The 14,817-nt window shown below is 46.6% G+C and carries 9 protein-coding genes, 7 tRNA genes and 1 rRNA gene; 6 read left to right on the forward strand and 11 right to left on the reverse strand.

What is annotated here, in order from left to right; all coding sequences use genetic code 11:
* Positions 1–8 precede the first annotated feature (8 nt).
* The 6 genes from PG915_RS00515 to PG915_RS00540 form a co-directional block, all read right to left on the reverse strand.
* Positions 9–1,727, reverse strand: coding sequence for an ABC transporter ATP-binding protein (locus PG915_RS00515; protein ID WP_353497449.1), 1,719 nt, complete (start codon positions 1,725–1,727; stop codon positions 9–11).
* Positions 1,728–2,666: 939 nt separating this feature from the next.
* Positions 2,667–2,743 (reverse strand) — tRNA-Pro (locus PG915_RS00520).
* A gap of 65 nt (positions 2,744–2,808) precedes the next feature.
* Positions 2,809–2,884, reverse strand: a tRNA-His gene (locus tag PG915_RS00525).
* 43 nt (positions 2,885–2,927) lie between these two features.
* Positions 2,928–3,004: transfer RNA gene (locus tag PG915_RS00530), tRNA-Pro, on the reverse strand.
* A gap of 68 nt (positions 3,005–3,072) precedes the next feature.
* Positions 3,073–3,148: transfer RNA gene (locus PG915_RS00535), tRNA-His, on the reverse strand.
* A 30-nt stretch (positions 3,149–3,178) separates the two neighbouring features.
* Positions 3,179–3,255 (reverse strand) — tRNA-Arg (locus PG915_RS00540).
* Positions 3,256–3,551: 296 nt separating this feature from the next.
* Between PG915_RS00540 and PG915_RS00545 the strand changes: the two genes are divergently transcribed.
* Positions 3,552–3,965 (forward strand): c-type cytochrome, encoded by a 414-nt coding sequence (locus tag PG915_RS00545; RefSeq protein ID WP_042501986.1) that lies wholly within the window; start codon positions 3,552–3,554, stop codon positions 3,963–3,965.
* Between the two features lie 77 nt (positions 3,966–4,042).
* Here PG915_RS00545 and rep read toward each other — a convergent pair whose 3' ends face one another.
* The gene (rep, locus tag PG915_RS00550) at positions 4,043–6,061 is read right to left on the reverse strand and encodes a DNA helicase Rep (protein WP_353497450.1); all 2,019 of its coding nucleotides are present in this window, start codon (positions 6,059–6,061) and stop codon (positions 4,043–4,045) included.
* A 181-nt stretch (positions 6,062–6,242) separates the two neighbouring features.
* Between rep and PG915_RS00555 the strand changes: the two genes are divergently transcribed.
* The 4 genes from PG915_RS00555 (at position 6,243) to ubiK (ending at position 11,468) form a co-directional block, all read left to right on the forward strand.
* Positions 6,243–6,821, forward strand: a complete 579-nt coding sequence (locus PG915_RS00555; protein ID WP_353498627.1) for a TetR/AcrR family transcriptional regulator — start codon at positions 6,243–6,245, stop codon at positions 6,819–6,821.
* An 18-nt stretch (positions 6,822–6,839) separates the two neighbouring features.
* Entirely contained in the window at positions 6,840–7,946 is a 1,107-nt protein-coding gene (locus PG915_RS00560; RefSeq protein WP_353497451.1) for an efflux RND transporter periplasmic adaptor subunit, read from the forward strand.
* A gap of 11 nt (positions 7,947–7,957) precedes the next feature.
* On the forward strand, positions 7,958–11,074 hold the full coding sequence (locus PG915_RS00565; RefSeq protein ID WP_353497452.1) for a multidrug efflux RND transporter permease subunit: 3,117 nt from the start codon (positions 7,958–7,960) through the stop codon (positions 11,072–11,074).
* Positions 11,075–11,216: 142 nt separating this feature from the next.
* Entirely contained in the window at positions 11,217–11,468 is a 252-nt protein-coding gene (gene ubiK, locus PG915_RS00570; RefSeq protein ID WP_042477776.1) for a ubiquinone biosynthesis accessory factor UbiK, read from the forward strand.
* Between the two features lie 120 nt (positions 11,469–11,588).
* Here the strand turns inward: ubiK and ilvC are convergent, their stop codons facing one another.
* Positions 11,589–13,073: a ketol-acid reductoisomerase gene (gene ilvC, locus PG915_RS00575; RefSeq protein ID WP_353498628.1), complete on the reverse strand. Its 1,485-nt coding sequence runs from the start codon at positions 13,071–13,073 to the stop codon at positions 11,589–11,591.
* 145 nt (positions 13,074–13,218) lie between these two features.
* Between ilvC and ilvY the strand changes: the two genes are divergently transcribed.
* On the forward strand, positions 13,219–14,109 hold the full coding sequence (gene ilvY / locus PG915_RS00580; RefSeq protein ID WP_353497453.1) for an HTH-type transcriptional activator IlvY: 891 nt from the start codon (positions 13,219–13,221) through the stop codon (positions 14,107–14,109).
* Between the two features lie 273 nt (positions 14,110–14,382).
* On the opposite strand, the gene PG915_RS00585 is transcribed toward ilvY, so the two are convergent.
* From PG915_RS00585 to rrf, 3 genes are all read right to left on the reverse strand, one after another.
* A tRNA-Trp gene (locus tag PG915_RS00585) sits at positions 14,383–14,459 on the reverse strand.
* Positions 14,460–14,549: 90 nt separating this feature from the next.
* Positions 14,550–14,626, reverse strand: a tRNA-Asp gene (locus tag PG915_RS00590).
* A 40-nt stretch (positions 14,627–14,666) separates the two neighbouring features.
* Positions 14,667–14,783 (reverse strand): 5S ribosomal RNA (gene rrf / locus PG915_RS00595).
* Between the last annotated feature and the right edge of the window lie 34 nt (positions 14,784–14,817).

The raw sequence follows: 14,817 nt of genomic DNA on the forward strand, positions 1-14,817 counted from the left end.
TATTTGGCTTACGCCGTTTTTACTACTTCTTCTCTTAAACCTGTAAATTCAGGCATCAAGGAAATCAGGTGTTGGCTGTATTCGTGTTGTGGGTCGGTAAACAATTGCTCGGTTGGTGCCACTTCCAGTAGCGTACCCATCTGCATTACACCCACTCGATCACACATCTGACGGATAACCGGCAAATCGTGACTGATGAACAGCATGGTGAGGTTCAGCTCTTGCTGAAGGTCTTTAAGTAAGTTCAAAATCTGCGCCTGAACCGATACATCAAGGGCTGATGTAGGCTCATCACAAATCAATAGACGTGGACGCGTTGCCAGTGCGCGCGCGATAGAAATACGCTGACGCTGACCACCGGAGAACTCATGCGGATACTTCACACCCGCCATCTTACCAAGCCCCACGTGCTCAAGCAGATCTTCAACAATCTGTTTGGTTTCTGACTCGTTTGCGGTCAGTTTGTGGAAACGAATTGGCTCAGCGATGATGTCGTAGATCTTCATACGCGGGTTCATTGAGGTGTATGGGTTTTGGAACACCATCTGCATCTGACGACGCATTGGACGGCGCTCTTTCTCCGACTTAAGTGAGGTTAAGTCGATACCCTCAAAGGTCACTTTGCCTGAGTTTGGCGCGTACAGACCCGCGATAACGCGAGCAATGGTTGATTTACCAGAACCTGACTCACCCACCAGACCAAATGTCTCGCCCTCATGAACCTCAAAGCTCACGTTGTTCGACGCCTGAACGTACTCACGACGGCTTTCGAACAAAGAATCTTTGGTCACAAAGCGAAGGTTTACGTTCTCTACGTTAAGGAGTGGACCGGTGTAGTCACGGTGATCTTGGCTTTGACCTAGCCAGTGGTTTTTTACATCAAGCGGCTCCATTTCTTGAGCTTCTTCGATGTAACTAACCAGCGGGAAGCGATCCAGTTTCATGTCTGAACGAGGAACCGCAGAAATCAGGCTACGTGTATATGGATGATCAGGGTCACCCAGTACTTTCTTAGTCGCACCAAACTCAACCAGGTCACCGCGATACATTACCGCCACCCGGTCAGTCACGTTAGAAACCACACCCATATCATGCGTAACTAGCATACAACCCACGTTGTTCTTAATGCACAGGTCGCGAATCAAACCTAAGATTTGATCTTGAATTGATACATCCAGTGCCGTGGTTGGCTCATCAGCAATGATTAGCTCAGGCTCTCCCGCTAGCGCGATAGCGATAACCACACGCTGACGCATACCACCAGAGAACTGGTGTGGGTATTGTTTAAGACGGTTTTCTGGTTGTGGGATACCCACTTGCTTCATTAGGTTAAGCGAGCGCTCATAGGCTTGCTCATCCGTCACCTTCATATTGGCGTGGATGGTCTCTTTTAATTGTTGCTCAACCGTGAAGAGTGGATTAAGTGAGGTCATTGGGTCTTGGAAAATAAACCCGATTTTTGAGCCACGAACTTTTCGCATCTGTTCAGGAGATAGACCGGAGATTTTCTCTCCATCCAAGAACACTTCGCCACCAGCGATCGTTCCTGGAGGTGATAGCAAATCAATGACCGCATTACCTACGGTCGATTTACCTGCACCAGACTCACCCACAACACCAACAATTTCGCCGCGCTCAATATTGAACGACAAATTTTTAACCGCGGCATGTACCCCATGGCGAGATGGGTATTCGATACGAAGATCTTTAACTTCTAATAATGACATTACCAGACCTCTACTGCTTTGGCAGTTTTCTGCCCCTGTCTGAAAAATTGAATCCATTCTTAGACAGCATTTTCTGCTGACTAATTACAAGTGCATCAATTTGGCAAATCTTTCACAGAAAAGCAACAAAAATAGGATAAAAATTCGAATTCAGGCAAATCTAAAGCAGTATAAATAAATATTTATGCACATTAACTACATATAGCAATGGTAAGACCTATTGAAAAACTTGATGTAGCACCAATAAAACCCACTAAAAAACGATCATAAATCGCTACACATCACGATATTAGCCACATTAATAACTAACCAGCTTCGAATAGTTATTCCACAATGATTTTAACACCATGGAAACATAAATTTTGTCACAAAGTCATTTGCAGAACTAAAGTCTAGATCTTAATCACACTTCCTAGCCTAAATGCTCAGATTTTGAAAGTGAGCAACATTTTACTCTACATTAAATTGCAACATAGTCAGTGCTATCATTATGAACAAAACTCTAGCTTTTCCAGAAAACGCAGAGCGAAGCACCATTTCTTATCTCACAAGAATCGTAGAAATGTTATTCAGCCTACTCCAAGAGACACATCAGGCTATTTATAGAAAGAAATAGTACCTAGAAGAGTAAGCTTTCGCGTTTTAATCACAGCAATCATATGAAACCAGACTAGCGAAAGTCATGAAATCGAGCTCATTAGCTCTCCTGAGTTCACTCACCTACGCCACTTCGGAGTTTTCCAACCATCGAAAACGATAAAACCCCGTCTTTTGACGAGGCTTTCGAATAGTGGTCGGTAGAGGGATGTGATTGGTTCGACACTCGACGGCAGGGCTTCCATGGGACTGGCCACCTAGCCTCCCACCCGCATGGGCTTTCCTAAAACTTATGAAAACACATACGAAAAAGGCCTTGTCTTTCGACAAGGCCTTGAATGGTGGTCGGTGAAGAGGGATTCGAACCCCCGACCCTCTGGTCCCAAACCAGATGCGCTACCAAGCTGCGCTATTCACCGACAATTTTTATTACGCTTTGCAACGTAAAGGGGAGCACTTTAATTTGAAAGGCTACCAAAATTAATGGGGTGGCTAACGAGATTCGAACTCGCGACCACCGGAATCACAATCCAGGGCTCTACCAACTGAGCTATAGCCACCACAAATTTTGTTTTGTCACCGTTAATACGATAACTAAAATAGTGGTCGGTGAAGAGGGATTCGAACCCCCGACCCTCTGGTCCCAAACCAGATGCGCTACCAAGCTGCGCTATTCACCGACGATGTTCTTTTCAGAACGATTTCGTTTCGATTAAATCAAAACAGGAGACAAAAGTCACCGAAATAATGGGGTGGCTAACGAGATTCGAACTCGCGACCACCGGAATCACAATCCAGGGCTCTACCAACTGAGCTATAGCCACCACTATTTGTTGCCAATAATTATATCCGGATGGCACGCCCGAAAGGATTCGAACCTTCGACCTTTGGCTCCGGAGGCCAACGCTCTATCCAGCTGAGCTACGGGCGCATGCCCTATCGGCGGATGGGAATAATACGGATATCACACTATGTCGTAAAGTACTTTTTCAACTTTTTTTCTCGTTTGTTGTCTTTTTCAGCACTTTGGTACCGAAAATAGTAGCTTGACGATGTGATTCACCCCGTGAAGCTGAAAAGTTGTGGTTTATTGCAACAAGTTAACAGGATATAATCACCCAATGTTTACATTGATTTAACAGCTGTTAGATCAGCAAGCAGAATAAAATCGTATAAATGAATAGCAAGCACCGACTTGCTACCTTGTTGGATAGTAAAGTGAGTTTAATGGATATGTCTCGTCGAATCTTAACTGTGTTGGTCGCTGCACTAACTTTTTCTACTGCCTCTTTTGCAGCGGATGTGAGCCAAGAAGAATATGACGCTATCGCAGAGCGTATTAAACCTGTTGGTGGTGTTTACTTAGCCGGCAGCGAGCCAGTTGCTGCAGAGCCGACTGGTCCACGCGATGGTGCAACTGTTTACAACACCTTCTGTACAGCTTGTCACTCAATTGGGGTGAGTGGTGCACCGAAAACGGGTGATGCGGGTGATTGGGCTCCGCGTATTGCACAAGGCAAAGACGTGCTAGCGGATCACGCAATCAACGGCTTTAACGCAATGCCAGCAAAAGGCTCTTGTATGGATTGTTCGGATCAAGAAATCATCGATGCTATCGAGCACATGATTGCTGGTCTGTAATTCAGAAAAAGCACTCTATATAAAGAAGGGGCTCACTAACCAGTGAGCCCCTTCTTTATATAGAGTGCAAAATGTCGTTACTTCTTATTGAACATCGCACGAATATTGGCAATGTGCGCTTGGCCTTTTTGCATCCGCTCTTCGGCAGAGACTGGCTTTTTGGATTGCTCCCAATCGACATCATCAAATGGAAGCTCATCTAGGAAACGACTATGCTCGGGTTTGATGAGCTCACCAAACTGACGGCGCTCTTTACAAATAGTAAATGTCAGCTCTTTTTGTGCCCGCGTGATACCCACATACATAAGTCGGCGCTCTTCCTCGACGTTGTCCTCATCAATACTGGTTTGATGCGGCAAAATCCCCTCTTCCGATCCAATCAAATAGACATAAGGGAACTCCAAGCCTTTTGAGGCATGCAGAGTCATAAGTTGAACAGCGTCGCTATCATCATCTTCTTCACCGCGCTCCATCATGTCACGCAAAGTAAGGCGCTGAACCACCTCTTTAAGTGTCTTCTCTTCTTTATCGTAATTGTCGCCCTCTAAGTCTGCGACAATCCAGGAATAGAGATCCGACACGTTCTTCATGCGCATTTCTGCTGCTTTTGCGCTTGATGAAGTCTCGTAGAGCCAGTCTTCGTAATTAATATCACGAACTAAGGCGCGCACAGCTTCTACTGTGTTTCCACGCTCGGCATTGTCGCCAATGGTCACTATCCATTGAGTAAAGCGACGCAGATTCTCAAGCCCCCGACCAGTTAGGTGCTGCTCTAGCCCCAACTCAAAACTGGCTTCGAACAGGCTCTTGCTACGCATATTGGCGTAGCTACCCAGCTTCTCCAATGTCGCCGGTCCAATTTCTCGACGCGGCGTATTGACGATGCGCAAGAATGCATTGTCATCGTCCGGGTTCACCAACACACGCAGGTAAGCCATGATGTCTTTAATTTCGGCACGAGCAAAAAACGAGGTGCCACCCGAGATCTTGTAAGGTACTCGGTTTTGCATCAACGCCTTTTCAATCAAGCGCGATTGATGGTTGCCTCTATATAAGACGGCATAATCACGATAATCGGTGCGATTAACAAAGCGGTGTGCAATAAGCTCGCCCGTAACGCGCTCTGCCTCATGTTCTTCATTCTTGGCTTTGAGTACCTTGAGCTTTTCGCCATCAGGGATCTCTGAGAACAGTGATTTCTCGAAAACGTGTGGGTTGTTAGCAATCAAGATATTCGCCGCACGCAGAATTCGACTCGTTGAACGATAGTTCTGCTCGAGCATCACCGCTTTAAGATTTGGGAAATCTTTGTTAAGCAGAACCAAGTTCTGAGGCTTAGCACCGCGCCATGAATAGATAGACTGATCGTCATCGCCTACCACGGTAAAACGAGCTCGCTCGCCAACAAGCAGCTTAACCAGCTCATACTGGCTGGTATTGGTATCTTGATACTCATCCACCAGCAAATACTGAATGCGTTTTTGCCAGCGTTCGCGCACTTCTTGGTTGGTTTTAAGCAAAATCACTGGCAACGCAATCAGATCATCAAAATCGAGCGCGTTGTATGCTTTCATCTGGATTTGGTACATCTCAAAACAGTAAGCAAATAACTGCTCTTGCTCTGATCGCGCACTGCCTTTGACCTGCTCAGGAGTGAGCAGGTCGTTTTTCCAGTTCGATATGGAACTCAGTAGCAAGCGCAACAAATCTTTATCGCCATCAAGCTGCTTTTCTGTCAGCTCTTTGAGCAAAGCCATCTGATCCTGATCGTCGAATAGAGAGAAGCCAGCTTTCAAACCCAGCGCTTTGTACTCGCGGCGGATAATATTCAGCCCCATGGTATGGAACGTCGATACCATCAAGCCTTTTGATTCATTCTTTCCTAAGGTTTGCCCTACACGCTCTTTCATTTCGCGCGCAGCTTTATTGGTAAACGTCACCGCAGCGATATTTCTCGCCTTATACCCGCAGTTTTGTACTAGGTAGGCTATCTTATTAGTAATCACGCGGGTTTTACCCGACCCTGCGCCGGCAAGAACCAGACATGGACCAGAGACGTATTTAACCGCCATATCTTGCTGCGGATTTAGCTTCATTGAAGTGCTCACTAGTGAAGTTTTGTAACGCGCACATAATAGACTGCGAATGCAGACAATGCCATGTCCCGTAGGTTTTTTTAACCTTTATAAAAGAAGGTTAAAAAATAAGTTGCACAAATATGCCCAGATTGTTTTATAATGAATGAACGTTCATTCACTGATAAGCGGATGGCTAATGATGGCAATCAATACCAACGACAAACGACTGCAAATCCTAGAAGCGGCGCAAAAAATGGTCGCCGAAGTTGGGATACAGGGCGTGTCGATGCAAAAACTCGCCAATAGAGCAGGTGTCGCAGCCGGCACAATTTATCGATACTTCGATGATAAGGACCATCTTTTAGAAGAGCTACGACAGTTTGTGGTGTCTCGCATGGCGAAGGCAGTACAAGAAGGCGTGGATGCGGACAAACCGCTCAAGGAGCAGTATCGCACCATGTGGTTAAACATTTGGCGGGTAGCAGCCTCCAATATCGACTCGTTAAAGACTCGCGTCCAATACGATTCGATTCCTTCAAAAAATAGTTATGAAACTCGGGAACAGGAACGAAAAATGTTTGCCCAAGTGGATAACCTATTCAACGAAGGAAAGAAACAAGGGGTTTTCAAAAACCTCGATAATGAAATTCTGTCTGGACTAAGCTTAGAAGCAAGCGTATCGCTTGCTCGCAAGCATGCTCTGGGTCTGTATCAACTTGATGATGCATCGCTGGAAGCTGCGATTGAAGCAAGTTGGGATGCAATTATTAAACACTAATGTGGAGTTCTCGTTAGAATGAAAAAGTGGACATTTTTCATGCTACTTATCGCAATACTGCTGTTCGGCAGTGTGATAGGTTTCAACCTGTTCAAGCAACAGAAAATTGCTGAGTATTTAGCTAACCGCCCGGAGCCTGAGTTTCCAGTCACCGTGACCACTGTTAAACCTGTAGATTGGGTACCAGTTATCGAAGCCATCGGTTTCGTAGAACCTAACCAAGGTGTCACGCTGACTTCAGAAACGAGTGGTGTGATCAGCAATATCTCGTTTGCATCTGGCTCTATGGTTGAAAAGGGTCAATTGCTGGTATCTCTGGACTCAGACGTAGAAAAAGCGAACCTTAAAAGTTCACAGGCGCGTCTACCTGCAGCGAAAGCAAAGTACGAGCGTTACCAAGGTCTTTACAAGAAAGGCTCTATCTCTCGTGAAGCTTACGATGATGCCGAAGCGAGCTACTTCTCTCTATCCGCGGATATCGAAAGCTTGAAAGCTCAGATTGACCGCCGTGAGATCAAAGCGCCATTCTCTGGTGTTGTTGGTATCCGTAACGTATTCCTTGGTCAATACCTACAACCAAGTGACGACATCGTGCGTCTTGAAGACACTAGCCTAATGAAGCTGCGTTTTACTGTTCCTCAGACAGATTTCTCTCGCGTTTCGATTGGCCAAGATGTCGACATCTTTGTTGATGCATATCCAAACCAACCATTTAAAGGCTCTATCTCTGCGATTGAACCTGCGGTTAGCATCCAAAGTGGTCTGATCCAAGTTCAAGCAGACATTCCAAACAACGATGGCAAACTGCGTAGCGGTATGTTCGCTCGTGCGAACATCATTCTGCCTAAGCTAGAGAACCAAGTGACGCTACCGCAAACTGCTATCACGTTTACGCTATACGGCGACAACGTTTATGTCGTGACTGATGTTGATGGCGAGAAACGCGTTAAGCAGCAAGTCGTTAAAGTTGGTGAGCGTACTGGCGATATCGCCCACATCCTAGAAGGCGTGAGCCCAGATGACATCATTGTTACCTCTGGTCAGGTTCGTCTGAGTAACGACGTGAAAGTTAAAGTGGTGGAAAGTGATGCGACTGTCCCACCAGCTGAGACACCGATGCTGTAATTGGAGGCAAAATGCGTTTTACTGATATTTTCATAAAACGTCCTGTTCTTGCGGTATCGATCAGTTTCTTGATTGCCTTGCTTGGTTTGCAAGCCGTATTCAAGATGCAGGTACGTGAATACCCAGAAATGACGAATACGGTTGTCACAGTGACAACCAGCTACTACGGTGCGAGTGCCGACTTGGTGCAGGGCTTTATTACTCAGCCCCTAGAGCAAGCGGTGGCACAAGCCGACAACATCGACTATATGACATCGCAATCGGTGCTTGGTAAGTCGACAATTACGGTAAACATGAAGCTCAATACAGATCCGAATGCGGCGCTGTCAGATATTCTGGCAAAGACCAACTCGGTTCGTTCTCAGCTTCCTAAAGAGTCTGAAGACCCTACGGTAACCATGTCGACGGGTTCGACAACCGCGGTACTTTATATCGGCTTTACCAGTGATGAGTTGGCGTCGAGTCAGATTACCGACTACCTAGAGCGTGTAATCAACCCGCAGCTATTTACCGTCAACGGCGTATCGAAAGTGGATATGTATGGTGGTATGAAATACGCACTACGCGTATGGCTAGACCCACTGAAAATGGCCGCACTGAAGATGACGGCATCGGACGTAATGAACGTTCTGAATGCCAACAACTATCAGTCTGCAACGGGTCAAGCAACGGGTGAGTTCGTTCTGTATAACGGCAGCGCCGATACTCAGGTATCGAACACAGAAGAGCTAAAGAACCTTGTTGTGAGCTCAAGTGACGGTCAAGTGATTCGCTTAGGTGACATCGCAAAAGTGACGCTTGAGAAAAGTCACGACGTATACCGCGCAAGTGCGAACGGCCAAGAAGCGGTAGTAGCAGCGATCAACGCGGCACCAAGTGCTAACCCGATCAACATTGCAGCCGATGTGCTTGAACTTCTTCCTCAGCTTGAGAAGAACCTACCAAGCAACATCAAAATGAACGTGATGTATGACTCAACAGTAGCGATCAACGAATCGATTCAAGAGGTTATCAAAACCATCCTTGAAGCGGCATTAATCGTACTGGTGGTTATCACTCTATTCCTAGGTTCGTTCCGTGCGGTACTGATCCCTATCGTAACTATCCCGCTATCCCTGATTGGTGTAGCGATGGTGATGCAGGCGATTGGCTTCTCATGGAACCTGATGACGCTGCTGGCGATGGTACTGGCTATCGGTCTGGTAGTAGATGATGCGATCGTTGTTCTTGAGAACGTCGACCGTCACATCAAACTAGGTGAGTCACCGTTCCGTGCAGCCATCATTGGTACACGTGAGATTGCGGTACCGGTTATCGCAATGACACTTACATTGGGTGCAGTATATGCGCCGATCGCTTTGATGGGTGGTATCACAGGCTCGCTGTTTAAAGAGTTTGCCCTGACGCTGGCGGGGTCGGTATTTGTCTCCGGTATCATCGCATTGACGCTATCGCCAATGATGTGTTCGAAGCTACTCAAAGCGAACGAGACACCAAACCGTTTCGAGGAAAAAGTACATCATGTACTTGATCGCATGACCGCTCGCTACGAGAAAATGCTAACGGCAGTTATGCTGCACCGTCCGGTTATTATCGGCTTTGCGATCATCGTGTTTGCCTCTCTCCCTATGCTGTTCAAGTTCATTCCAAGTGAACTTGCACCATCGGAAGATAAAGGCGTAGTGATGTTGATGGGTACTGGTCCGTCGAATGCGAACCTAGACTATCTACAAAACACCATGAACGATGTGAACAAAATTCTGAGCGATCAGCCGGAAGTGGCGTTTGCACAGGTGTTTACTGGTGTTCCTAACTCAAACCAAGCATTTGGTATTGCGTCAATGGTGCCGTGGAGTCAACGTGAAGCAAGCCAAGCTGAAGTGGCGAACCGTGTAGGTGCTCTTGTCGCTGAAGTACCAGGTATGGCTGTGACTGCGTTCCAGATGCCTGAGCTTCCTGGTGCAGGTTCAGGTCTGCCTATTCAGTTTGTTATCACGACACCAAACAGCTTTGAGAGCTTGTTTACTATCGCGACTGATATCTGGAGTGACGTACAGCAAAACCCACAGTTTGTATACTCAACACTGGATTTGAACTACGACTCAGCGACGATGAAAATCAATATCGACAAGGACATGGCTGGCGCCTACGGCGTGACCATGCAAGATATCGGTATTACGCTGAGTGCTATGATGGCCGATGGCTACGTCAACCGTATCGACCTAAATGGTCGTTCGTATGAGGTAATTCCTCAGGTTGAACGTAAGTATCGTCTAAACCCAGAGTCGATGAACATGTACTTCGTACGCTCTGACGACGGTCAAGCTATCCCACTAGGTAGCCTTATCAGTATCGATGTGGTTGCAGAGCCTCGCTCACTGCCTCACTTCAACCAGCTGAACTCAGCAACGGTAGGTGCGGTACCGTCACCAGGCGTAGCGATGGGTGATGCGATTGCATGGTTTGAATCGATTGCAGAAAGCAAACTGCCAAGCGGCTACAACCATGACTACATGGGTGAAGCTCGTCAGTACGTAACTGAAGGTAGCGCACTGTACGCAACATTTGGTCTGGCACTGGCGATCATCTTCTTAGTACTGGCTATCCAGTTTGAGTCGATTAAAGACCCATTCGTTATCATGGTCTCGGTACCGTTAGCGATTTGTGGTGCCTTGATTGCTCTAGCTTGGGGCGCAGCGACCATGAACATCTACTCGCAGGTTGGTTTGATTACCCTAGTCGGTCTGATCACCAAGCACGGTATTCTTATCTGTGAGGTAGCTAAAGAAGAGCAGCTTCTGCATAAGAAGAGCAAGATGGAAGCGGTCATGGAAGCGGCGAAAGTACGTCTTCGCCCAATCCTAATGACAACGGCGGCGATGATCGCAGGTCTTATCCCACTGATGTACGCATCAGGTGCGGGTGCGGCTCAACGCTTTAGTATCGGTATCGTAATCGTTGCAGGTCTTGCCATTGGTACGCTGTTTACGCTATTTGTACTGCCAGTTATCTACACCTACTTGGCAGAACGTCATAAGCCACTACCTGTGTTTGTTGAAGACAAAGACTTAGAGAAAATTGCACGAGTTGACGAAGCTTCAGCTGCATGCAAAGAGAATCGCGTATAAACAGTTAATGTGATTCTACGTTGTTAATTGAAGATAACGTAATTAGAAAAAGGCCACATTGTGGCCTTTTTTATTACGCTAAATAACGACATTGCTCGGTGGATTACATAGAATAGTGGGATTACTTAAGGAGTTACCAGACATGTTTGACCCAAAGAAACTTGAACAGATTGCTAAGCAAATTCACGACTCTATGCCACAACCCGTGAAAGAGCTTGGTGCGGATGTTGATCAGAAAGTACGTCAAGTGATTCAAGGCCAATTGAATAAGCTTGATGTGGTTAGCCGTGAAGAGTTTGACGTGCAGACTCAAGTACTGCTTCGTACTCGCCAAAAGCTAACGGAAATGGAACAAAAGCTTGCCGAGCTAGAACAAAAGCTAGCTGACAAGTAACCATTTGTTCGCTGCATTCCGAGCATTAAGCTCAAATGACACTGACAAAAAAAAGGGGCTACCGATTGGTAGCCCCTTTTACTATGTTGTGTTTACTTTTTTATCTAATTTATGGTCGGCTTAGCCGCCTACAGCGATGCGCTTCATGTCTGTCATGTAGCCACGTAGCTCTTCACCGATGTACTCAACTGGGTGGTTGCGGATAACGTCGTTTACTTCGATTAGCTTGCCGTTATCTACATGGTTAGATGTCTCACCTAGGCCTTTACCGATTACGTCAGTACCTACTGATGGCATGAACTTCTCACGAAGAAGTGGGGTTGCAACGTTAGCGAATAGGTAGTTGCCGTATTCAGCAGTATCAGAGATTACTACGTTCATTTCGTATAGACGCTTACGTGCAATCGTATTTGCAATCAGTGGTAGTTCGTGTAGAGACTCGTAGTATGCAGACTCATCGATAATACCAGATGCCGTCATTGCTTCGAACGCAAGCTCAACACCGGCACGAACCATAGCCACCATTAGGATGCCGTTGTCGAAGTATTCTTGCTCAGAAATTTCTACATCAGATGATGGGTAGTTTTCGAATGCTGTTTCAGCAGTTTCTTCACGCCAGCCTAGAAGGTTCACGTCATCATTTGCCCAGTCAGCCATCATAGTGCTAGAGAATTCGCCTTGGATGATGTCATCCATGTGCTTGTTGTAAAGCGGACGCATTAGGTCTTTTAGCTCTTCAGACAGGTCAAACGCCTTCACTTTCGCTGGGTTAGATAGGCGATCCATCATGTGCGTGATGCCACCAAATTTCAGTGCTTCCGTGATAGTTTCCCAACCGAACTGAAGTAGTTTACCTGCGTAGCTTGGGTCAATACCGTCAGCAATCATCTTCTCGTAACATACGATTGAACCCGCTTGTAGCATGCCACAAAGGATAGTTTGCTCACCCATTAGGTCAGACTTAACTTCAGCAACGAATGAAGACTCTAGAACACCTGCACGGTGGCCGCCTGTTGCTGCTGCCCATGCTTTCGCGATTTCAAGACCATCACCTTGAGGATCGTTTTCTGGGTGAACTGCGATAAGAGTCGGAACACCAAAACCACGCTTGTATTCTTCACGAACCTCTGTACCTGGACACTTAGGCGCAACCATGACAACCGTTAGGTCTTTACGGATTTGCATACCTTCTTCAACGATGTTGAAGCCGTGAGAGTAACCTAGTGATGCGCCTTCTTTCATTAGCGGCATTACCGTCTCAACCACGTTAGTGTGCTGCTTGTCTGGAGTTAGGTTAACAACTAGGTCAGCTTGAGGGATTAGGTTTTCGTAGCTACCAACAACGAAGCCGTTGTCTTTCGCGTTTTTGAACGATTGACGCTGCTCATCAATTGCAGCCTGACGAAGTGCGTACGACACGTCTAGGCCAGAATCGCGCATGTTCAAGCCTTGGTTTAGGCCTTGAGCACCACAACCAACAATGACTACTTTCTTACCTTTTAGGTAATCCGCTTCTGAAGCAAATTCAGAGCGATCCATAAAACGACAACGACCTAGTTGGTCTAATTGCTCACGCAAGTTAAGAGTATTGAAATAGTTAGCCATAGTTGGGCTCTCCTGTTGAATTCTGTCCATAGTGTCGATGCTTATCATCGAATGACTTCATACTAAAACAGAGACCAAATTGCTTAAAGTGATATATTCACAATTTGTTATTGCAATTAATGCAACTACCGATATCTTTAGTGTTATGAATATTAAAAGCCTTCAAGCTTTTATCCACCTTTGTGAGAGTAAAAGCTTCAGTAAAACCGCAACAGCGATGCATGTCAGTGCTTCTGCACTGAGTCGCCAGATTCAAAAGCTAGAACAAGACACCCATCAAAGCCTGTTCTTACGTGATAACCGCTCAGTAGAGCTAACGCCTGCAGGCAAGAAATTACTGCCGATCGCCGTTAACATTGTGAGTGAGTGGCAACAGTTTCAATCAGACAGCCAACATGGTGAACAGGAACTTCGCGGCAAGCTACGACTGTTTTGTTCGGTCACCGCAAGTTACAGCCATCTGCCCGAACTATTGGCAGAGTTTAGGCTGCTCTATCCCTATATCGAGTTTGAGCTCTCAACAGGCGATCCCGCGCAAGCAATAGATAAAGTCATTAACGATGAGACCGACATTGCTATCTCAGCTTTGCCCGAACTGCTTCCTGCAAGGTTGGAATTTGAGACCATCAGTGAGATCCCTCTATCTGTCATCGCGCCAGCAGGGGTCAGCAGCTTTGGCTCTGAACTTGCTGATGGCATGCCAGACTGGAATAAGATCCCGTTTATAGTCCCAGAAGCGGGTACCGCTCGCGAAAGAGCCAATCTATGGTTTAAAAAAATGCGCATTAAGCCCAACATCTATGCACAGGTATCGGGTCATGAAGCCATTGTTAGTATGGTGGCACTGGGGTGTGGCGTGGGCATTGCACCAGAGGTCGTTATCGTCAACAGTCCGGTTCGGGACAAGATCCAGCGTCTAAAGCTGGAGCCTATCAAACCCTTCAAGTTAGGGGTGGTATGTAAACGCTCAAACCTCGATAACCCACTGCTGTCCGCATTTTGGAAAGTCGCTGAGAAGGTCTATATTCAGCCTTAGTACAGCAGTGGTCGCATCAACAAATCTGTTGACTGCATATAGTGTGTACGGACGATATAAGTAGAAAAATACGAAAAAGGCTCTGACCTAAGTCAGAGCCTTGAATATAGCAGATGTAAAAAAGCCCCGTCTTTCGACGAGGCTTTAAATATGGCAGGGGTGGACTGGGTCGGCATTCCGGAGATTCGACCGGGCTGGCGACCCAGCTCCCAACACGTTGCTTTGAAAAAGCAAAACGAAAAAGGCTCCGACCTAAGTCAGAGCCTTTGAATATGGCAGGGGTGGAGAGATTCGAACTCCCAACACGCGGATTTGGAATCCGCTGCTCTGCCAATTGGAGCTACACCCCTAAAGTGTTATCTAATCTATGCTATTTAATTTCTTAAATCAACACGTTAGATTCAAAAAAGCCTCGTCGTTAGACGAGGCTTCTTAATAAGTGGCGGAGTGGACGGGACTCGAACCCGCGACCCCCGGCGTGACAGGCCGGTATTCTAACCAACTGAACTACCACTCCGCAGTGGCATACTTGCTATTGCAAGTGTCCAAAATTCAAAGCCTGGCGATGTCCTACTCTCACATGGGGAAACCCCACACTACCATCGGCGCTATTGCGTTTCACTTCTGAGTTCGGCATGGAAATCAGGTGGGTCCACAATGCTATGGTCGCCAAGCAAATTCTGTTTTGCCTTCAGATTTTCTGAAAAT

It is taken from the genome of Vibrio sp. CB1-14, from assembly GCF_040412085.2.
Lineage (GTDB): Bacteria > Pseudomonadota > Gammaproteobacteria > Enterobacterales > Vibrionaceae > Vibrio > Vibrio chaetopteri.

Bases quoted from the DNA above. Each gene is read 5' to 3' on its own strand.
- ilvC (WP_353498628.1), bottom strand. From the start codon at position 13,073: ATGGCTAACTATTTCAATACTCTTAACTTGCGTGAGCAATTAGACCAA.
- PG915_RS00560 (WP_353497451.1), top strand. From the start codon at position 6,840: ATGAAAAAGTGGACATTTTTCATGCTACTTATCGCAATACTGCTGTTC.
- PG915_RS00565 (WP_353497452.1), top strand. From the start codon at position 7,958: ATGCGTTTTACTGATATTTTCATAAAACGTCCTGTTCTTGCGGTATCG.
- PG915_RS00515 (WP_353497449.1), bottom strand. From the start codon at position 1,727: ATGTCATTATTAGAAGTTAAAGATCTTCGTATCGAATACCCATCTCGC.
- ubiK (WP_042477776.1), top strand. From the start codon at position 11,217: ATGTTTGACCCAAAGAAACTTGAACAGATTGCTAAGCAAATTCACGAC.
- PG915_RS00545 (WP_042501986.1), top strand. From the start codon at position 3,552: ATGGATATGTCTCGTCGAATCTTAACTGTGTTGGTCGCTGCACTAACT.
- rep (WP_353497450.1), bottom strand. From the start codon at position 6,061: ATGAAGCTAAATCCGCAGCAAGATATGGCGGTTAAATACGTCTCTGGT.
- PG915_RS00555 (WP_353498627.1), top strand. From the start codon at position 6,243: ATGGCAATCAATACCAACGACAAACGACTGCAAATCCTAGAAGCGGCG.
- ilvY (WP_353497453.1), top strand. From the start codon at position 13,219: ATGAATATTAAAAGCCTTCAAGCTTTTATCCACCTTTGTGAGAGTAAA.